Source organism: Vicinamibacterales bacterium (genome assembly GCA_041659285.1).
Classification (GTDB): domain Bacteria; phylum Acidobacteriota; class Vicinamibacteria; order Vicinamibacterales; family UBA2999; genus 12-FULL-67-14b.
In genome coordinates this window covers 499,544-519,632 of record JBAZYO010000002.1, presented here as the reverse complement: position 1 = coordinate 519,632, position 20,089 = coordinate 499,544, and the positions used below count along the sequence as shown (strand labels likewise).

Annotated in this window: 19 protein-coding genes; 14 read left to right on the top strand and 5 right to left on the bottom strand. The window is 64.6% G+C overall.

The window, feature by feature from the left end; translation table 11 throughout:
- Nucleotides 1–389: 389 nt before the first annotated feature.
- Together WC815_04830 and WC815_04825 are read left to right on the top strand one after the other, a co-directional pair.
- Nucleotides 390–1,250 (top strand): hypothetical protein, encoded by an 861-nt coding sequence (locus WC815_04830; GenBank protein ID MFA5908084.1) that lies wholly within the window; start codon nt 390–392, stop codon nt 1,248–1,250.
- Entirely contained in the window at nt 1,247–1,447 is a 201-nt protein-coding gene (locus tag WC815_04825; protein MFA5908083.1) for a hypothetical protein, read from the top strand. Before WC815_04830 ends, WC815_04825 begins: the two co-directional genes overlap by 4 nt.
- Before the next feature lie 1,639 nt (nt 1,448–3,086).
- Here the strand turns inward: WC815_04825 and WC815_04820 are convergent.
- Entirely contained in the window at nt 3,087–3,290 is a 204-nt protein-coding gene (locus WC815_04820; protein MFA5908082.1) for a hypothetical protein, read from the bottom strand.
- Between the two features lie 49 nt (nt 3,291–3,339).
- On the opposite strand from WC815_04820, the gene WC815_04815 reads away from it, so the two are divergent.
- Entirely contained in the window at nt 3,340–4,086 is a 747-nt protein-coding gene (locus tag WC815_04815) for an ion transporter (protein ID MFA5908081.1), read from the top strand.
- 53 nt (nt 4,087–4,139) lie between these two features.
- On the opposite strand, the gene WC815_04810 is transcribed toward WC815_04815, so the two are convergent.
- Together WC815_04810 and WC815_04805 are read right to left on the bottom strand one after the other, a co-directional pair.
- The gene (locus WC815_04810; protein ID MFA5908080.1) at nt 4,140–4,745 is read right to left on the bottom strand and encodes a TonB family protein; all 606 of its coding nucleotides are present in this window, start codon (nt 4,743–4,745) and stop codon (nt 4,140–4,142) included.
- 19 nt (nt 4,746–4,764) lie between these two features.
- Entirely contained in the window at nt 4,765–5,100 is a 336-nt protein-coding gene (locus WC815_04805) for a PadR family transcriptional regulator (protein MFA5908079.1), read from the bottom strand.
- Between the two features lie 90 nt (nt 5,101–5,190).
- Between WC815_04805 and WC815_04800 the strand changes: the two genes are divergently transcribed.
- The 3 genes from WC815_04800 to WC815_04790 all read left to right on the top strand — a co-directional run bounded on the left by WC815_04800 (nt 5,191) and on the right by WC815_04790 (nt 9,476).
- Nucleotides 5,191–6,381, top strand: a complete 1,191-nt coding sequence (locus tag WC815_04800) for a PDZ domain-containing protein (protein MFA5908078.1) — start codon at nt 5,191–5,193, stop codon at nt 6,379–6,381.
- Nucleotides 6,382–6,482: 101 nt separating this feature from the next.
- Nucleotides 6,483–6,815: a PadR family transcriptional regulator gene (locus tag WC815_04795; protein MFA5908077.1), complete on the top strand. Its 333-nt coding sequence runs from the start codon at nt 6,483–6,485 to the stop codon at nt 6,813–6,815.
- Between the two features lie 30 nt (nt 6,816–6,845).
- Complete coding sequence (locus WC815_04790) at nt 6,846–9,476, top strand: ADOP family duplicated permease (protein MFA5908076.1); 2,631 nt, start codon at nt 6,846–6,848, stop codon at nt 9,474–9,476.
- A gap of 128 nt (nt 9,477–9,604) precedes the next feature.
- Here WC815_04790 and WC815_04785 read toward each other — a convergent pair whose 3' ends face one another.
- Both WC815_04785 and WC815_04780 read right to left on the bottom strand, forming a co-directional pair.
- Nucleotides 9,605–9,922, bottom strand: coding sequence for a helix-turn-helix transcriptional regulator (locus WC815_04785; GenBank protein MFA5908075.1), 318 nt, complete (start codon nt 9,920–9,922; stop codon nt 9,605–9,607).
- Nucleotides 9,919–10,287 (bottom strand): type II toxin-antitoxin system RelE/ParE family toxin, encoded by a 369-nt coding sequence (locus tag WC815_04780; protein MFA5908074.1) that lies wholly within the window; start codon nt 10,285–10,287, stop codon nt 9,919–9,921. Before WC815_04780 ends, WC815_04785 begins: the two co-directional genes overlap by 4 nt.
- Before the next feature lie 363 nt (nt 10,288–10,650).
- Between WC815_04780 and WC815_04775 the strand changes: the two genes are divergently transcribed.
- The 8 genes from WC815_04775 (at nt 10,651) to WC815_04740 (ending at nt 20,056) form a co-directional block, all read left to right on the top strand.
- Nucleotides 10,651–11,406, top strand: coding sequence for a hypothetical protein (locus tag WC815_04775; GenBank protein ID MFA5908073.1), 756 nt, complete (start codon nt 10,651–10,653; stop codon nt 11,404–11,406).
- A gap of 480 nt (nt 11,407–11,886) precedes the next feature.
- The gene (locus WC815_04770) at nt 11,887–12,177 is read left to right on the top strand and encodes a type II toxin-antitoxin system RelE/ParE family toxin (GenBank protein ID MFA5908072.1); all 291 of its coding nucleotides are present in this window, start codon (nt 11,887–11,889) and stop codon (nt 12,175–12,177) included.
- 11 nt (nt 12,178–12,188) lie between these two features.
- Nucleotides 12,189–12,482: a HigA family addiction module antitoxin gene (locus WC815_04765; protein MFA5908071.1), complete on the top strand. Its 294-nt coding sequence runs from the start codon at nt 12,189–12,191 to the stop codon at nt 12,480–12,482.
- Nucleotides 12,483–12,537: 55 nt separating this feature from the next.
- Complete coding sequence (locus WC815_04760) at nt 12,538–13,479, top strand: sulfide/dihydroorotate dehydrogenase-like FAD/NAD-binding protein (GenBank protein ID MFA5908070.1); 942 nt, start codon at nt 12,538–12,540, stop codon at nt 13,477–13,479.
- Between the two features lie 11 nt (nt 13,480–13,490).
- Complete coding sequence (gene gltA, locus WC815_04755) at nt 13,491–14,993, top strand: NADPH-dependent glutamate synthase (protein ID MFA5908069.1); 1,503 nt, start codon at nt 13,491–13,493, stop codon at nt 14,991–14,993.
- 25 nt (nt 14,994–15,018) lie between these two features.
- Nucleotides 15,019–16,884 (top strand): 2-oxoacid:acceptor oxidoreductase subunit alpha, encoded by a 1,866-nt coding sequence (locus WC815_04750; protein ID MFA5908068.1) that lies wholly within the window; start codon nt 15,019–15,021, stop codon nt 16,882–16,884.
- Nucleotides 16,881–17,864 carry a thiamine pyrophosphate-dependent enzyme gene (locus WC815_04745; protein MFA5908067.1) on the top strand — a complete coding sequence of 328 codons (984 nt, stop codon included), beginning with the start codon at nt 16,881–16,883 and terminating at the stop codon, nt 17,862–17,864. Before WC815_04750 ends, WC815_04745 begins: the two co-directional genes overlap by 4 nt.
- Nucleotides 17,865–17,866: 2 nt before the next feature.
- Nucleotides 17,867–20,056, top strand: a complete 2,190-nt coding sequence (locus tag WC815_04740) for a hypothetical protein (protein MFA5908066.1) — start codon at nt 17,867–17,869, stop codon at nt 20,054–20,056.
- Nucleotides 20,057–20,089 lie beyond the last annotated feature (33 nt).

Here is a 20,089-nt window from a genome sequence, read left to right as displayed (position 1 = left end):
TGCTCTTCGGTAAATCGGGTCTTCTTCATGGCTCCCTCGTGGTCCGAGGGGCCATTCTCTCAGGCTTCAGGTGGTCCGAAAAAGACCGGGCAGGTCACTCCGCCCACGGATCCGGGGCATTCGAGTCGGCAGGGGTGAAGTCGTTGTGCTCTTCCGAGAAATCGGCGACGTCGGACGTCGACGCCCAGCCTTTGTGCGGCGACACGACCTTCCCCGCGTAACCAAGCCGGATGAGTACAGGATTTTGCGGATTCAGCCGGCGCTGTTTGCCGCCTTCAGGGGTTCGGTCCTGCTGGCTGCGGGACGGCGGGCCCGGTGGTGGAACAGTGCTAGGATGCGCGCAATCAGCACAGAAGTCCCGCCGCTCGATTTGTGACTGGAGCAAGTCATTGCTAAACCTTTCTGATTCCGCCAAGTCGATCCTGGCCGCGCAAGTGCGGTGGTCGCGTGGGCGGCCGCTCGATTCGGAACGGTCTCATTACGTCGCCAAGTCCCAGGACAACCTCTTCTTGCGCCGCTTGAAACCTGAGACGGAGGCGGAATTCTTGGCTGCCGATGGAGCGGAGTTGTCAGACACTGGAAAGCGTCCTGCAAAGATGCGGGCGTTGGTGTCGTCATCCGCCCTGGCGGTCAACTTCTTCGATGCCTGGCGCGACGAGGACAAGAGGCAGTTATCTGTGGCACTCGGACTTCCGCGCGAGATAGAAGCGCTTCGCTTCGAGTGGCGCCCGGACAACTATCCCGTACGGCCGCGATCTCCGAACCTTGACCTGCTTCTTACGCTCGCGGGCGGTGGGCGCGTGGCCGTGGAGTCGAAATTCACGGAGCCGTACACGGGCGCTGCGCCGGGACTCTCCAAGAAGTACTTTCCGGGGACACCCGGCCTCTGGGCAGCCGCCGGCCTTGGTGCCGTCCAGACGCTCGCCGATACCCTACGTCCTGCCTGGCAATACCTCGACGTCCCACAACTACTGAAGCACATGCTCGGACTGGCCAGCGACCCGAACAGTCCGACCATATTGCTGTACCTCTGGTACGACACGGGCTTGGCAGACGCACGAATTCACGGGGAAGAGGTCGCACGGTTCAGTGAGCAGGTAGGTGGCGATCGAATCCGCCTGGTCCCAAAAACGTATCAGGAGGTCTTCGAATCGCTGTCGCCTGGGTTCGAGCCCGCTGAGGGTTGGCGCGCCTATGTAGGTGATCGCTACCTTCGAAGGGTAGTGCCCCGTGAAACGGGAATCCAGTGAACATAGGTGAAGAAATCTGCGGCGAGTGGCTTCGGCATGTGGCCGGCTGCGACTTTGTCCAGTACAACCTGAAGACGTCAGACGTCCAGGGTGAGATTGACGTCATTGGCATTTGCCTTGCCAGCCGCACGGTGTACGCCTGCGAGGTCGCGATTCACCTGGTCACAGGTCTGCAATACGTGAAAGCCCAGGACTGAGGTTGACCTCTCCAGGATCTTCAGGAACTGCGCATATGGCCAGTCGACGACAAACCAGCAACAAAGACACCGTCGGTGACGTGTCGCGCCTAGTTCGCGCCGTTCTCGCTGCTAGACTGCGTCGTTGACCGTCGAGGGCCGAGCGCCGGAGCGCAGAATCCGTCGCGATGCGCGTCGCGCCCGGTTCAGTCGCCGAATTCGTCAGGCATGGGGCAGGGCACTCGATGCTCTCGACGAACTCATCGCGGTGTCCGCTGAGTCAGGCGACCTCGTCGCGCGAGAGCATTCGAAGGGCGCCAGTCTGTTCGCCGCCCAGGAATTGCTTAGACAACGAGCGTGTCAAGTGGCGTGGGAGGTCCACAGCCTTTGCGCGACAGGCTACGCAGATGGGGCTTACGCTCGGTGGCGCACCCTTCACGAAATTGCTGTCGTCATGGAATTCTTGCATAAGTTCGGGGAGCCCGCCGCGGAACGCTATCTCCAACACGTGCACGTTAAGAATCGGAAGGTGTTGCGAGAGTACGAAGAGTGCCAGCGCGAGTTGCGATACCCTTCGCTCGAAGGAGATGCAGTTGGGATGAGCGACAGGCGAAAGCAGGAGGTCATCTCGAAGTACGGTGAAGATTTTGGAAACGACTACGGATGGGCCGCCGCCGATTGCAAGGTAGCGAGCCCCACGTTCTTCCACGTCAGGCAAGCAGCGGGATACTCTTTCTGGAAGGCGCACTACGGCATGGCCAGCCATTCTGTGCACGCCGGCCCACATGGCATACTGTTCCGCCTCGGTCATCCACGGGGCGCCCGAGCCGCGCCTTTGCTTGGGCCGTCACTGATGGGCTTGTGCGATCCCCTTGACGCGACTGCAATCAGTATTACGCACGCTACATTTGCCTTCTTTCAGTCTGTTCGACGTATCGACCGTGAACCGCTTGAGAACAATATTGAATACACGGCGAGGATTAAGTACATAAGCAAGCTGGCCAAGAGGGTCAGTCGGTTGTCTTCGCGGGCCCACGACAGGGTAGACAAACGCTACGGGCAGCGAGAAAGGCAGCCCAATCCACTACCGCCCTTGACGGCCGCGCGCCGTGAAGAAAGATCTCGCGGCCGCGGGTGAGCCGCCGATCGGAATGGCTGTTCAGCATCAGCGGAATCGATGTTCACGTTGAAATGGAATTAGTGTTCACGATGGACCGGAATACGCAGTAGGCGAGAGGGGCGACGACTTCACCGACCATCGGCTCTTGTGATGGCCCAGGCTTGATCGGGCCGTGGGGCATGGTCACCGGCCTGTCTGACGGACTTCCGGCTTGACCAGGTCGGGGTCGGGTGAGCACCGGCCTAGCCGGCCGCGTCCGGATTGAGGTGCCGCATATCGACTGCCGCCCAGCTGCGCCGCCGGTTCAGCTCGGCCAGCGAGTCAGTGGGCTGGCTTAGACCATTTTCCCCGTTGCTGATGGCGTGCCGCGGAAATCGGATAGTGGGTCAGTGTGGCTGACCGGCTACCCCGAATGCCCCGGTGGCCGAGGTTCGGATCGGGCGACGAGTAGGCCGGCTGTGAGAATGTTCCCACTTGTGGCCGTCTACAGGTACGCAGGGGCGCCGCTGTCCCCAAACGACACCCCTCCCGGAAACCTCGTCAGCTGAAGGGATGCACGACCATGAAGATGACCCGAAGGGCCTGGATGGCTGTGGCGTTCGCGGCGGCGCTGTCATCGGGGTGGATGACGGTCGGCGAGGCGGTTCTCCACGCGGCCACGTGCACGGGCGCCGATCCCTGCAAAGCCTGTTCGAACTGCCGGTACTGCAAACGGTGCGCGAAGGACGGCAAGACCTGCGGCACTTGCAAAAAGCTGGCAGAGCATCAATGACGTTACCGCGGCGGGTGCGACATGTCTGACCGGCCTCGACTCGAAGGACGGCAGATCCAGCCTTACCAGCTGTTCATGCTCGTGCTGTGCTTCTGGGCGATCCTCAGTCTGTCCGTTGGCACTGTGTGGCATCTCGACGCCGAGACTCAGACCATCCTGGACTACGCTGACAACACCGTCTGCGGCCTCTTCTTCGTCGATTTCCTTCTGAGTTGGTACCGAGCACCGAGGAAGTGGGTGTATCTCGGGTCGTGGGGATGGATCGACCTTCTCTCGAGCATTCCTACAGTCGATGCTCTACGCTGGGGACGTGCGGCTCGGGTGATGCGCATCCTTCGTGTGCTTCGTGGCGTGAAATCAGCGCGGGCGATCGCCCACTTTCTGGTCGAGCGGCGAGCTCAGAGCGCATTCTTGGCCGCCTTACTTCTATCCCTGCTGCTCCTCGTGTTCGCGTCCATTGCCATGCTCCAGTTTGAGGCATCCGCCGAAGGAAACATTCGGACGGCCGAAGACGCGATGTGGTGGGCCGTGTCGACGATGACGACGGTCGGTTATGGAGACACCTACCCAACGACCCCAGAAGGCAGGATGGTGGCGGTGTTTCTCATGGCCGCGGGCGTGGGTATCTTCGGTACATTTTCAGGACTCGTAGCGTCGTGGTTCCTCTCGCCAGCCGCGGCAGAGACAGATTCGGATGTCGAAGAGCTCAAAGCCATGGTGGCCGACATTCAGCGACGACTGCCGCCGTCCAGCGGCGGCGCCGTGTGACGGCGTTCCGAATCCGGCGCGATCGGACCGCACGAATGTGGCGCGGCGTTCGATCATCGAAGCGCAAACGTGAATTCCATGACGATGCGGGTCGAGACAGGGGTCGCCCCAAGAAACGCCGGTCGAAACCGCCAACTACGAACGGCGTGGAGAGCCTGTTCATCGAGCCCAAAGGTCTGGTCGAGCGAATGCACGATCGTCGCGTCAGAGCATGCGCCGTCTGGGCGAACCACGCACTGCACTCGGATCACCCCTTGAACTTTGGCGCGCTTGGCGGCTGTTGTGTACTCCGGCGCGCGCACGTCAAGCGGCACAGGTGCCGAGACGCCGTCCGTCAGCTCATAGATCGTGGGCGACAGACCAACGTGCAGGCCTGGCACCAAGAACACGAAGAGCGTCGCGCCAGCCACGGCGCCCAAGAGTGCCGAGGCCGCGCGGGGATGTGCCCTAACGAACGCCCCTGGCCACCGTACGACGCGCGCGTCACGCATCCCGGCCTTTACTTGATCGACGCTGCCAAACCGCGCTCGCGCCTCAGCTTCCGCGTTGTTCCTCGTCATCCCGAGCGTGATGTTGCGTTCGATGCGCTGCTCGAGGTGAAAACGCAACTCGTCTTCGAAATCCTTATCCAGGGACCGCTGTCGGAAGACGTTCAGCAACCGCGTCAGTGCTGACACCTTAGGTTGGCCTCAGCACGCGCATCACCGCATTCACGTGCTTCGTCCAGTCGCGTGTCACCTCGACGAGAGTGCGACGGCCGCTGGCTGTGATCCGATAGAACCGCGCGCGCCGGTTGTTGTCCGAACGCTTCCAGGCGGACTTAATCCAGCCCGACTCCTCCATTCGATGCAATGCCGGATAGAGCGAGCCTTCCTCGACACGCAGTACATCGCCCGATGTCTGTACGATGCACTCGGAAATCGCGTAGCCATGCATCAGACCGCCAGCTGCCAAGGTGCGCAGCACGAGAAGGTCGAGGGTTCCTTGCAGGTTGTCTTTGCGACGTGGACCCATAGACGTCTATGTGAGATATTGGACTCCTCATCATGCGATGTCAAGAGTGGCCGAACCCGCCACACCCCGCTGAGAAGGAGGGGACCTCAGATGCTGTCATCCGCGCGAATCATCACGCTAAGCACCCTGGTTATCGTGGCCAGCACGCCCACCAACGCGTCTCAGACTGCCAGCGCCCCAGAACCGAGCGTCGTCTCGGCGAAGTTCGACATGGAGGGTCTGTCTCAGTTCCTGGTTCCGGTACGCGTCAATGATGTGAGCTTCTGGTGCAGTCTCGATTCAGGTGGGAGTTGGGTGCTGTCGATTGACAGGGTCAAGGCGCTCAACGCTGGGCTTCGCCCGAACCGGACGGGCTCCAGCGCAGGTGTCGGAACGGAAGTCGTTCGGGACGATCGGGTGGACGGCGTGACGGTGGCGCTGGGCAGCGTGATACTGCATGACAGGACGATTGTGCTGCGACCGTTCCCCGCCATCACGCCAGACATGGACTGTGTCATGGGGTTGGCGCTACTGCAGGACTACGTAGTGGAGTTCGACTACCTCGGGGCTCGGCTCCGAATCTTTGACGCTAAGAGCTTTCGACCATCGTCAAAGGCTGCCCCGGTACGTTTCAACATCGATCGCTTCCGCAACCCCTATCTGGAGACCCGCCTCAGCCTAGGCAAGGCCGACGAGATTCGAGCCAATCTGATGTTGGATACAGGCGCGAGCTACTACTCCGCGGTGCTGATGCATTCGTTCATCGCGGGGAACAACATCTTGAATCGCCTGGGCCGAGTCGTCCAGGAGGTCTCACACACGCCGAACCTTGCCCTCGCCGCTACGCGGCTGGCCCGAATGGCAGTCGGCCCGTTCGAGGTCGCAGAGCCCGTGAGCGCACTGATCCAGACACCCTCGGTCGGCATTATCCATGACGGGCTTGTGGGCGCGGGGTTCTTCAGACGGTTTACGGCGACGTTCGACTACACCCGGCAGCAGCTGTGGCTCGAATCCAACGGCCGGTTGGCGGAGCGACAACAGTTCGATGCGAGCGGCGTGGAGTTTCGACACGCGGAAAATGACGCATTTGCCGTTCTGGCCATCGCGCCTGATTCACCGGGCGCGATGGCGGGCCTGGAAGCAGGAGACGTGCTGCTGGAAATCGACGGTCGCAGTGCCACAGGTATGGCGCTCGCCGAAATCAAGGCGCGCCTGAGTCGTCCCGGGACGACGTGCGTCCTGCGCATCAACCGAAAAGGCGCTATGCGCACGGCCACCTTGCAGTTGAAGGACCGCCTGTGAGCCGAGTGGTTGTCGGCGTTCGCCCTCCTCGTTGTCCCGATTTCCCTTGACCGTAGCGTCGCCGCGCGGATAATACATCGATTATCGATGGAAGGACTCAAATGGGCCGTGTTCCTGATGGGCTTCTGCCCGGCACGTTAGACATGCTTATCCTCCGGGTGCTGGCGACGGCTCCACTCCACGGATACGGTATCGCGCAGCGCTTGAAGCTGGTGTCCAGTGACGTGCTCGCTGTCGGGGAGAGCTCGCTGTACCCCGCCCTACAACGGCTCCTGCTGAACGGCGATGTCGAGGCGGAATGGGAATTATCCGATCGCAATCGCCGCGCCCGCTACTACACCCTGACCCGTGCCGGCCGTAAGCGATTGGCCACCGAGCAGGCGTCCTACGACCGGATGCATGCCGCCATCCGGAAGGTGCTCGCGCACGCGTGAGGCCATATGCGACATCTACTTCGACGATTGGTGACACGGCTCCGGCATCGAGGGCAGGCGGCCGACGTCGCCGAAGAACTGCGGGTTCATCACGCGATGGCACAGGAGGACCTCGAGCGCTCGGGCTCGTCCGCCGCGGAGGCACATGATCAGGCGCGACGCGCACTAGGCAACGAGTTGAAAGCCCGGGAGGATGCGCGCGCGGTATGGATGCCCCCCCGGCTCGACCATTGCTGGCAAGACATCCGCTTCGCGGTACGACAGATCCGACGGGCGCCAGCGTTTGCGCTCACTGCCATCGCGATGTCGGGGCTGGGTGTCGGCGCGCTGACCGCGGTCTTCAGCTTTGTGAACGCGGTGTGGTTCGTGCCCTTGCCGTATCCAGGTGTTGATCGGGTCCTCGCCCTTGCGACCCCTGACGGTGGGTCCGTCGATGGCGTCACGTTCCATGCGGCACGTGAACGGTTGCGATCGTTTGCGACAGTCGCGGCGCAACGAAACGGATCCGGTTGGAACCTCGCGGTCGGTGATCACGCCGAGTACGTCGAGAGCCTCCGCGTCTCTCAGGCATTCTTCGAGGTTGTCGGTGTGACACCCTTGATCGGTCGCGGGTTCTCGACGGCCGAAGATAGCGAGGGCGGTCCCAGCGCAGTAGTAGTGAGCCACGAAATCTGGCAGCGCGTATTCTCCCGGCGGTCCGATACCATCGGGCAAGTTGTCACCCTCGGCGGCACCCCCCATGAAGTCGTCGGGGTGATGCCCGAGGGGTTCCGCTCCATTCCGGCCGCTGACGTCTGGACGCCCCTCCGCCTATCGAGCCAGGACAACTCGTTGAACTACGTAATGCTCGCTCGCCTCGCGCCGGACGCCACGGTTCAACAGGCGGCAACCGTCCTCGACCTCGTCAAAGCCGATCTGTTGGCTACGCAACCAGAACGCACGCACGCCCGCATCCGCAACCTGCAGTGGTTGCCCTTGCACCAACTCCTCGGTCGCGAGCCGTTGATGTTGATGCTGTTGCTGTTGGTGGCGGTGACAGCGGTTGTCACCGTCGCGTGCACCAACCTGGCCGGCCTCCAGCTGTTGCGCACGATGGCACGACGACACGAGATGGCCACGCGAATGGCCTTGGGCGGCGGCAGCAGTCGGATCGTGCAGCAGCTACTGACCGAGGCTCTTGTGCTCGCTGCTATCGGCGGGGCGGCTGGCGTCGCGGTCGCCGCAATTAGCTTGCCGGTGCTGACGCAATTCACGCCCGCAGAACTTCTGGTTGGCCGGCGACTGATTGTGGACGGCCGCGTGCTCGGGTTCGCGGTCGCCGTCACTGCCGCCGTTGCGGTGTTGTTCGGTCTCGCGCCCGCTATGGCCGCGCGGCGGGTCGACCTGCGCAGTGCACTCTCGGATGGTGCGCGCCAAGGCGGTTCGCGGACGGCGGCGTGGTGGCGCCGCGGACTGTTGACAGGACAGCTGGCGGGCACCATGGCGCTGCTGGTGCTCGCAGGCATGCTCGTGCGCACGATTGCTCAGATGTACCAGGCGGAGCTTGGCTTCGATCCTTCAAATGTCACGGTTGGCAAGATGTCGCTGCAAGGGAAGTCGTTCGAGGATCCCGCGCGCGTTGCGCAGTTCGTCGAAGCTGCGCTCGCCCGAGTGCGAGACGTGCCAGGCGTGCTCTCCGTTGCCGTGGCAAATCACGTTCCGGTCGAGCGCGGTCTCAACATGCCGCTCGACGCTCCCGTCGGGGCACGGATCGCCCAGGCGCGAAGCGTGGACTGGCGGTACGTGACGCCCGAGTATTTCGAGCTGTTGCGGATTGCGGTCCGCCAGGGACGTGCGTTCGACGAGCAGGACCGGTCGGGCGCCCCAGCAGTCGCGGTGGTGAGTGAGGCTTTCGCGCGGACATACTTTGGCGACGCGAACGTTCTCGGCCGGTCGATCTCGTTGGTGCCGCAGATGAGGGATATGCCCCGCGAGATCGTCGGCGTGGTGGCCGACGTTCGGAGTCGTCCCGGTGCCGGCTGGACGCGCGGATTCAGCGCGCTTGGCGCCGATCCACCGCCGATCGTCTACGTGCCGTTGGCGCAGGTGCCGCCACCGGTCATGTCGATCGCTCACCGGGCCTTTCCTGCCACCTGGATGGTCCGAACGGCCGCCTTCATTCCCGACCTCGATCGGCAAATCGAGACAGCGGTCCGCGCGACAGACTCGTCGGTCGCGTTCGTGCGCTTCTTGCCGATGACGCAGCTCGTTGCAGATGACGTCGACGGACCGCGCGTGATCGCGTCGGCCATCAGTGTCTTCGCGATGGTGGCGCTCCTGATTGCGTGCGTCGGAGTGTATGGCGTGGTCGCCTATGCCACCAGCCAGCGCGCACGTGAGACGGCCATTCGAGTGGCGCTTGGCGCGACGCGCGGTTCCTTGCTCCGTCAGTTTCTGCAGGAGACCGTCGCCAGTGCGACGGTCGGCCTCATCCTGGGACTGGCGGCGACCGCCGCCATTTCCCGCGCAGTCACCATGTTCATCGGCAGTACCTCGGCGCTGGAACCAGTGGCCATTGCGGCCGCGGCATTGCTGCTTTCGGGTGCTCTGGGCGTAGCTAGTGTGGTGCCGGCGCTGAAGGCGAGCCGCGCCGATCCGCTCCGTGCACTCAGGATCGAGTAGCCCCTCTCGTAAGAGAGGGCTGCGCGCTCCGACCGGTTGTTGGGCGCAGCCAGGATCGGACGATGTTCACCGGTCATGAATACCCGTGGCCGCCGCACAGTTCGGCGGGCCATTGATTCCCGCTGTCTCTACGCGACGAGCAGTCGGGCCTGACCCCGGGACCGCTTCTTCACCACAATTTCCACATCGTGGCCGAGCAGGACCACAAACCGCACGAGGCGATCGAGCGAGAAGCCCGACAGGCGTCCGCGTCGCAGGGCAGAGATCTTGGGTTGATCCACGTCCAGAAGCTTGGCCGCTTCCGCCTGGGTCAGGCCGCGACGTTCGATGAGCGTCGTGATCTTGTGCGCGAGTTCCGCCTTGGCCAGCGCTTCTTCGGGGCGGGGGACCTTCAAATCGGCAAAGACATTGCCGCTTCCCACTACGTAGTCTTTCTTGGATGTCATGGCTTAGTACTCCTTGCGGCATCAAGAGCGGCCGCCCGTGCGAGGCGCCGTTTCAACAGGTCGATGTCCGGCTGCGGCGTGGCGATGCCCCGCTTGGATTTCTTCTGAAACGCATGGAGGACGTACACCCGGTCCTGAAACCGAACGGTGTACACCGCGCGAAACGTGTCGCCTCGGTGGTCCGACACGACCTCCAGGACGCCAGAGCCCAGCCCCTTGAGCGGCTTGGCCTTCGGATGCTTCCCGCCGACTTGTGCCAGGTAGATTGCGTACCCGGTCTCATCCTGGACCGCCGGCGGAAAGGCCTGCAGCTGCGCCAACGAGTCGCCCATCCAGACGACCGGCTTGGGCGCGGCATGCTTCATCGAGTTCAGCCTATGCCAGATATGGCATGAATGCAACCGGACCATGCAGGCGGTCGGAGCACCGCCAGCACGGCCAATCGGTTATGATCAACTAATGCTGCGCCGCGAGTTCTGCGAGAAGTTACGGTCATCGGCTTCTTGAGGGCATTCGTCGATTCGTGGTCTTGGGAGTCAGTTAGAAGGGCGGCATGGTGGCAAGGGCTGACTCCGAGGCCGACGGTGTCCGACTTCACATCCGCGACACCACTTGGGATGCGCTCGCGACTCTCGAATCGCATCTGTGCGCCGAGGAGCTGAGGAATTACGTGCGCTGGAAGGCCCAGCACTCCGCGCCGACGAAGTAGATTCCGGACTGGTACACCCATGCTTCCAAACGGGGCCGACTGGGACGAGCAGCTCGATCGAATCGGCCTGCTCGCTCACGAGCCTCAGAACTTGGGCAACGTGGGGAATTGGGCCTTCGTGTTCCGTGCCGGTGTCCGCGGCCTGACGTCACGCTCCAATGGCGTCGCTTTGCACTCAGAACTGTTCCACTCGTGGATTCCACCCGTGCCGCTGGAAGCTCGCGAACATCACATTGCCGTAATCCTTTTCTGCATGGATTCAGCGATGGAGTGCCTCGTGTTCGCCCTTAATGCGCTTGGCCAGGCCGTCGACAGGGAAGCCTTTCGCGATATCTCATCGCGCAACGCCTTGAAGGGAATTTCGCCCAGAGACGTTTTCGGCCCGAAGGCGCTTCCTGGCTACGGCCGCCTCTTTCCGACCTTTCAGGCCGAGTGGGTCAAGGAGGCGGAGCTGATTCGATTCGTAACCGACAATCACGACGTCTCCAAACATCGCCAGAGTGTATTCCATGGGGGAACCTTGCGTGACGATCCACCACCGGAATTCTCAGCGCTGGGAATTCCTGAGGACGTTCGCGATTGGCTCGCACCTACCAGCGAGACGCTCCTACCAAAGGATCCGAAGGAGCCCACGCAGACGCAGTCCTTGGAACTCGACCAGTGGACCACGCTCGAGGAACTGGAGCAAAGGTTCGGTGCGTTCCTGTCCCAAAGCGTCTGTCTCGCAGTCACCGACGCTCGACGGTCCATTCCTCTGAGCGCTGCACCGGGTTAGGGACGGGCCGCTGCGGAGTCGGCCGCCATCTCTTGGTCACTCTGCTGGCGGTCCGGCGACGACATGTCGCGAACTGGGCCGACCTGCTCAAGGTGACGTTCCTGCCAGGCGTCCAGATCTTCGCGGCGAGACACGACGCGCCCGCAGGACAAACCCCGGCACCCTCTCGTCGCAATAGTCAGTAGTCTTCGATGGTGGCTGATAACGAACACGTCGAACGAGTGCGGTGGAAATCGTCTGCTGAGACATTGAGCACCTCCCGACTTGCCGGTCGAACCGAGGATCTGCAAAACGTATGCACCCCTGGACGATCTGTCGGTTTGCGCCCGTATTCATTGCTGATTTGGACAGGCGCGGTGACCACGAACCATACGGGAGTATGTCAAAAGCGCCCTTCTAAGCCGGGGGTCGCAGGTTCGATCGCTACCGGGCGCCCACGGTCGGCACCTAGCACGCTATGTGTGCGACAGTGATCTGCGTATGATCCGGTCGTTGGCCGACGAGTCGACCAGGGACATCTGGAACGGCGTCAACAGCAAAGCCGCCCGGAGGATTCCTCGAGCCATCTGGCCGGTCATCCAGCGCAAGCTGGATCAGATCGACGTGGTGACGAAGCTCGACAACTTGCGAGTGCCACCGCGGAAACGGCTCCACCGCCTGGTCGATGATCTGGCCGGATTCCACGCCATTCGCGTCAACGATCAGTATCGGATCATCTTTCGATTCGAGGGAGAGCACGCCTGCGACGTGCGGTGCGCCGACTACCACTGAGGAGTATTGCGATGCTGCCGACCCATCGTCCACCCACCCATCCCGGCGAAATGCTGCTCAAGGAGTTCCTCGAGCCGCTCGACGTGTCGCAGGTCGAGGCTGCCCGCCGGATGAATATTCCGTTCCAGCGTCTCAACTCGATCATCAAGGGGCGCCGGGGGGGCAGCGCCGACACCGCGCTGCTCCTGGAGGGCTTGACGCGCTGGGACGCGCAGATCTGGCTGACGCTGCAAGCGAAGTGGGATCTCTGGCATGCGCTGCGCGCGCGCGGTCGGCGACCCAGAGTCAAGGCCCTTCATCTGTGACACGCCATGACACGCCATCGCCCACAGGCGTATGCTGGAGGCAGAGGCGGGTCCCATGGCCAACTTCGAGATCGTGGCACGCGAGGACTTCTCCGACGTCACTTACCTCCTTGAAGTACGCCATCCCCTGATGGCCAAGGCGGCCAGGCCCGGGCAGTTCGTCATCGTCATGCTCAACGCCCACGGCGAGCGGATCCCGCTCACCATTGCGGATTTTGACCGCGCCGCGGGCACCGTCACTCTGGTCATTCAAGCCGTCGGTAAGACCACCAGGCAAATGCAGCAGGAATGCCGGGTGGGGACGTCCCTCCACGCGATGGTCGGCCCGATGGGCATTCCCAGCCCGACCACCAAGGCGAAAAAGGTGGTGTGCGTGGGCGGCGGCCTGGGCGTCGCACCGATCTTTCCGCAGGCGCGGGGCTTCAAGGACAGCGGCGCGTACGTGATTGCGGTCCTCGGGTTCCGCACCAAAAGCCTCGTATTCTGGAAGGACAAGTTCGCCGCGTGTTGCGATGAACTCATCCTGTGCACGAACGACGGCTCGGCGGGGATCAAGGGCCTGATCACCGACGGCATCAAGGTGGCGCTCGAGCGCCACGCCGACATCGACGAAGTCGTCGCCATCGGCCCGCCCGTGATGATGAAGGCGTGCGCCGATGCGACCCGCGCGCGCCAGATCAAGACCATCGTCAGCGTCAACCCGATCATGGTGGACGGGACCGGGATGTGCGGCGGGTGCCGGGTCAAGGTCGGCGGGCAGGTGAAGTTCGCGTGTGTCGACGGCCCGGACTTCGACGGCCACCAGGTCGATTTCGACGACTTGATGGTCCGGCTGCGGCGCTACACGACGGTGGAGCAGGCCGCGCAGGAGCGTTGGTCCGAGAGCTGCCGCATGACCAGGCAGGTCGGTCCGAGCGCCCTCGACGCGCTGGCCCGCGGCAGCGCCGAGCAGAGCGATCTGCTCGAACTGCCAGACAACGACGCACTGGGCGGATAGCGGGGAGCCGGATGGCGACGAAACGGACGATTCGCAGCATTCCACAGGCGCGCACGCCGATGCGCGAGCAGGATCCAAAGGCCCGGGCGAGGAACTTCGAGGAAGTGGCCTGTGGCTACACCCTCGACGAGGCGTTCCGCGAATCGGAGCGTTGCCTGCACTGCCCGGACGAGCCCTGCATCGCCGGCTGCCCGGTCGGCATCAACATCCCCGCGTTCATCAAGCAGATCGGCGAACGCAACCTGCGCGGCGCCTACGATGTCATCACCGCCACCAACCTGCTGCCGTCGGTTTGCGGCCGCGTCTGTCCGCAGGAGAGCCAGTGCGAAGGCTCGTGCACGGTGGGCGCATCGCTGGAGGCGGTCGCCATCGGCCGGCTCGAGCGGTTCGTCGGCGACACCGCGATCAAGGAAGGCTGGGTCAACATTCCACACATCGAGCCGGGCCGGTTCAAGGTCGGCATCGTCGGATCGGGGCCGGCGGGCATGGCGTGCGCGGCGGACATGGCCAAGGCCGGGTGCGAGGTCACCGTCTACGAAGCCTTCCATGAAGCGGGCGGCGTGCTGAAGTACGGCATTCCGGACTTCCGGCTCCCCAACGCGGTGATCGACGCCGAGATCGAAAACCTGAAGAAGCTCGGGGTCACCTTCGAATGCAACACGCTGGTCGGGCGCCTGTTCACCATCGAGCAGATGATCGATGAGATGGGTTTCCACGCGGTGTTCGTCGGCGTCGGCGCCGGCTATCCGACGATGCTCGGGATCCCGGGGGATTCGCTGAACGGCGTGCTCTCGGCCAACGAGCTGCTGACGCGCTGCAACCTGATGCGCGCCCGCGACTCCAGCTTCGACACGCCCATGCCGATTGGGCACCGGGTCGCCGTGGTCGGCGCGGGCAACACCGCGATGGACGCCATGCGGGTGGCCCTCCGGCTGGGCGCGAAGGAGGTGCACTGCATCTACCGCCGCTCGCGGGCGGAGGCGCCGGCCCGGGCGGAGGAACTGCATCATGCCGAACAGGAAGGGATCGAGTTCCACTGGCTGACGAGCCCGGTGTCGATCCTGGACGACGGCAGCGGCAACGTGCGCGGCATGCGCTGCGTGCGCATGGAACTTGGCGAGCCCGACCAGTCGGGCCGGCGCCGTCCGGTTCCGGTGGCCGGCAGCGAGTTCGACTTCGAAGCCGACCTGATTGTCTACGCGATCGGCACCAATGCCAATCCGATCATGGGCCAGACATCCTCGCTGGCGCTCGACCCGCGAGGCTATATTGCCACCGACGGGACCCTCGCGACATCGGTAGCCGGAGTGTTCGCCGGCGGCGACATCGTCACCGGCGCGGCGACCGTGATCGAAGCCATGGGCGCGGGCCGCCTGGCGGCGCGCAGCATGAAGGCCTACCTCGGCATCCGCGATCCCGGGCGCCCCTATCGGGACCAGGACCGGGGCGAGGCCGTCACGTTATTCGGCATCGACACGCGGGAACGTAATTTCGCGCGCGTCGTGGTGCGGTGAGAAGTTCAGAGTCGTGAGGTGAGAAGTGGCGGCGATCACGCTGACAGAGCACATTGTCGAGATCATCAGCGATTCCGGTGAGGGCGCGCAGAAGTGCGGCCAGTCGCTGGGCGCGATCGCGGCGCAGATGGGCAACGGCGTCTGGACCACGGAGATCATCCCGGCCGAGATCCGGCCGCCGGCGCGCAGCGTGGCCGGCGCCAGCGGCGTCCGCATCCGCATCGGCGCGGGGCCGGTGACCAACGGCGGCGACGAGACCGACCTGGTCGTCGCCTTCAACGAGCAGGTCCTGCTCGGGCGGGTGCGAGCGAGGGAGCTCAAACCCGACTGCATCATCCTGCTCGAGGACATGTGGCGCCACCACGCCGACCCGAAGGTCGCCGCGGCCTACGTCGAAACTCACGACCGGCTCGTGGCCGCGGGCTACCGGGTGCGCGAAATTCCGATGGAGCAGGAGTGCCGCACGCTGGTCGCGGATGCGCGGCGCGGCAAGAACATGTTCGCGCTGGGCATGCTGTGCCGGATCTACAGCCTGGATCTGAAACTCGCCGGTGAGCAGGTCGTGCAGATGTTCGGCAAGAAGGACCAGCGCGTCATCGATGCCAACATCGCCTTGCTCGAAGCGGGTCATCGGTGGGCGGGCGCCAATCTCGAGTTCAGCTACGACATTCCCGCGGTCCGGTCGACCGAGCCGCAGATCGTGGTCAACGGCAACACGGCGCTGGCGCTGGGTGTGCTCGCCTCGGGAATGGAGATCTGCGCGATGTACCCGATCACGCCCGCCACCTCGGTCTCGCACTACCTGTCGGAGGTCTTCGAGAAGGTCGGCGGCATCGTGCACCAGGCGGAAGACGAGATTGCGGCCTGTGCCTTCGCCATCGGCGCGTCCTATGCCGGCAAATGTGCGGTCACCATCACGTCGGGCCCGGGGTTTTCGCTCAAACAGGAGGGCATCGGGCTGGCCGTGATGGGGGAGATCCCGCTGGTGGTGGTGAACGTCCAGCGCGGCGGACCCAGCACCGGGCAGCCGACCAAGACCGAGCAGGGCGATCTGCTGACGGCGATCTTCGGCAGCCATGGCGACGCGCCGAAGGTGGTGATGGCGCCGGCCACCATCGAGGACTGTTTCTACTCCATCATCACCGCGCGCCGGATCGCCGAGACCTTCAACATGGTGGTCGTCGTGCTGTCGGACGCCACCCTGGCCACCTCGCAGCAGCCGTTCCCGCGGCCGGTGTTCAGCGACAGCTGGATGGCGCCGCCCGTGGACCAGAGCCCGGTGCCCGAGGGGGCCAGGCCCTACGACTGGGACGACACCACCGGCCTCGCCCGCCGGTTCATCCCGGGGCAGCCCGGTGGCATGCACACGCTGACCGGCCTGGCGCACGACCGCGACAGCCACGTCGCCTACGACGCCGACAGCAACGAGCAGGCGCTGCGGGCCCGCAGCCTGAAGTTGGCGGCGCTGCAGAAGACGCTGGCGCCGCCGCCGGTCGTCGGCGAGGCGACCGGCGACCTGTTGGTGATCGGCTGGGGCAGCACCAGGGGCGCCATCGAGGAGGCGGTCGGGTCGCTGCGCGCCGAGGGACACAAGGTGTCGTCCATGCACCTGCGGTTCCTGCAGCCCCTGCCACCGGGGATCAAGGAGATCATGCAGGGCTTCGACCAGGTCATGACGATCGAAAGCAACTGGAGCGACCGCCCGGGGGACGCGATCATCGACGACAGCAACCGCCGCTATTCGGCGCTGGCCATGCTGCTGCGCGCGCGCTACCTGGTGGACGTGGATTGCTTCAGTGAAGTCAGGGGCCAGCCGATCCGGCCCAGCACGATCCGCCGGGCCGCCAGCGAGAAGCTGGCACGGGTGCCGGGAAAGGTGGCCACGCCATGAGCACGATGTCCGCGACCGAATGCCTGCTGCAGATGTGCGACGAGCGCCATGAGCTCGAGGACTACCAGAGCGGGGTGCCGCGCTGGTGCACCGGCTGCGGCGACAACGCCATACTGGCCGCCGTGCAGCGGTTATGCCGGGACGAGGGGTTGCGGCCGGAGAAGACCGTGTTCGTGTCCGGGATCGGCTGCTCGAGCCGCCTGCCGCATTACATGAAGACCTACGGCTTCCACGGCATTCACGGCCGCGCGCTGCCGATCGCCGAGGGCGTGAAGATGGCGCGGCCCGACCTGACCGTGTTCGTCAACACCGGCGACGGCGACTGCTGCAGCATCGGCGCCGCGCACTGGATCCATGCCATCCGCTACAACATGAACCTCACGGTGTTCCTGCACGACAACCAGGTCTACGGCCTCACCAAGAAACAGGCGTCGCCCACCTCGCCGATCGGCACCAAGACCAACACCACTCCGCGCGGCAGCTACCTGGAGGCGTTGAATCCCCTGACGGTCACGCTCGGCGTGCAGAATGTGTCGTTCGTGGCGCAGGCGGTGGACTGGGTGCCGGAGGTGCTGTTCGACATCGTGACCGCGGCCTATCACCACAAGGGCCTGTCGTTCGTGCGCATCATCCAGCGCTGCCCGGAGTGGATGCCGAAGACCCTCGAACCGTGGCTGCACGATCCCAACCGGGTGCAGTTGCTTCATCACGCCAACGGCCTGCCACTGCGCGCGGGCCTGGCCAAGGTCTACCAGAACCAGTTGGAACACGACCCGTCCGACATCAACCGGGCGCGCGAGATCGCCTCAAGCCATGACATGGTCCCGGTTGGGATCCTGTACCGCAATCCGGAAGTGCCGTGCTACGAGGACCTGCTGCGCTCAGACAAACTGCGGACGGCCGACGTGGCCAGGGCGGGGCTGAACGCGGAACTGGACAAGCACACCGTGTGGCCACGGGAAGCAGACGTACTGGTGTAGCCATGGAAGCGGCGACTCATTCGCACCTCGCGTTTTTTCTGACCGGCAGCCGTTCGAGTGAGCACCTGGACTCGGTCGAGGGGCTCGACCTGCGCCCGGCGCTGTTTGCCGGGTACCGCGAGCTCGCCGAGCTGCGCTACGACTTCCCGTTGGTGCTCGTCGCCAATCGTCCGGATGGTCCGTTCGTGCAGTCGCTCTCCGGCCTCATGGACGAGGCGCTCGCCGCCACGGCGGAGGGCATTCACGGCGATCGCATCCGCCAGCACGGCCTGCGGATCGAACGGGACCTGCGGGCGCTTGTTTCGAGTGGCGCGACGGGCCCACTGTCGTCGCTGTGGGACGGGGCCACAAGCTGGCTGGAACGGGATGCTGAGCCATCTCTCGGTGACAGCCTCCGGCGCCTCCGCGCCGCGATCGCGGTTGACGGCGAGGTCGCCGATTGCGACGCGGCCCTGCCGGCGCGCCTGCTGCGTCATGCCTTCAGCGCGGTGCAGGCGCACAGGGCCACGGCCTTCCACCAGAAACTCGATCGGCTCGTGCTCAAGCTGTCGGACATCCTCAAGGCCGACTTCGAGCGATCGACCGCGCGCCGCGATGCGTCGCACCTGGAGGCCTCGGTCGGCACCGGGTTCAGCGATGCCTTCGACTTCAACGCGATGTCCCGCGTGCTGGGCAGCGCGGGAGCGGGCGACGGGTTTCCGGAAGGGCGCCGCAAGCGGATCTACCACCAGCTCGCGGTGCTGACGTCGCGGGCGTTCCTGCCCGAGTCCGGCGCCGGCCTGGATCCGGATGGCGAGCCCTACTCGTTTGTGTTCGGCAGCTGCAGCGAGGCGCTCGACGCCTACCGCAAGCGGATGCCGGCCGTGATCGCCCTCGCCAAGGCGATCGCCATCGCCGAGCTCGAGATCGACGGACAATACCGGGAGTCCAGGCACGACGCGCTGTTCGACGAGTTCGGCGCGAACGGGCTCGATCCGCAAGACCTGGCCGGGTTCCCGGACTACCTGGTGTGCCTCAACGCCGGCCGGCTGCCGGCGGCCGAACACGCGCGCCTCATGGAGATACTCTCCTCCGGTGTGCCGATCAAGGTCCTGCTGCAGATCGACGACATTCTCGAGGAGTCGCCGGACGGGCAAGGCGCCCTGACCGCCGGCATGCGCAATCGGCAGCTCGCCAGCATGGCGATGGGCCTCAACGACGTCTACGTGCTGCAGTCGACCAGCTCGAACCTGTTCCAGTTCCGCGAGCACCTGCTGCGCGGGCTCCAATGCCGCGGGCCCGCGCTGTTCAGCGTCTTTTCCGGCGCGAGCGGAGCGGCGTCCGGCCAGCCGCCGTACCTGGTGGCGGCGGCGGCGATGGAATCGCGCGCGTTCCCGGCGTTTGTCTACGACCCGTCGGCGGGCACCAATTGGGCGGCGCGCTTCTGTCTCGAAGCCAACCCGCAGCGGGATCTCGATTGGCCGATCCAGCGCTTCGCCTACGAGGACGAACAGCACCAGCGGGTGTCGGAGGATCTGGCCTTCACGGTGGTCGATTTCGTCGCCAGCGACCGTCGCTACGCCCGGCACCTGGCGGGGGTGCCGCGGGCGCAGTGGAACGGCCACCTGGTCCCAGTGGACGAGTCGCTCTCGCGCGAGCGCAAGGGGTTGCCCGACACCGTCCCCAGCCTGTTGATGGTCGATGGCGACAACACGCTGCACAAGGTGATCGTCGACGAACGGTTGATCAGGGAAGCGCGCCGTTGCCGCGAGATGTGGCACAGCCTGCAGGAGCTCGGCGGGATTCACAACTCGCACGCGGAGGCGCTGCTCGCGCGCGAGCGCAGGGCGTGGGAAGAGCGCGCGCAGCAGGAGGCGGCGGTGCCGGCCGCGCCGGCGGCGGTGCCGGCCGCGGCTGGTCCGGTGGTGGTGACCGCGCCGGCGGTGCAGGAACCGGGCCGATCGCCGGACGAGGCCTACATCGAGACGGTGCGCTGCTCCACCTGCAACGAGTGCACGACCATTAACAGCAAGATGTTCGCCTACGACCACAACAAGCAGGCGTACATCGCCGACGTCACCGCCGGCACCTACGCGCAGCTCATCGAAGCCGCGGAGAGCTGCCAGGTCTCCGTCATCCACCCGGGCAAGCCGCGCAACCAGCAGGAACCGGGCCTGGAGGATCTGTTGCGGCGCGCCGCGGCGTTTACGTAGCGCGCCGTCGTGTCTTCGACACCGCCAGGCGCC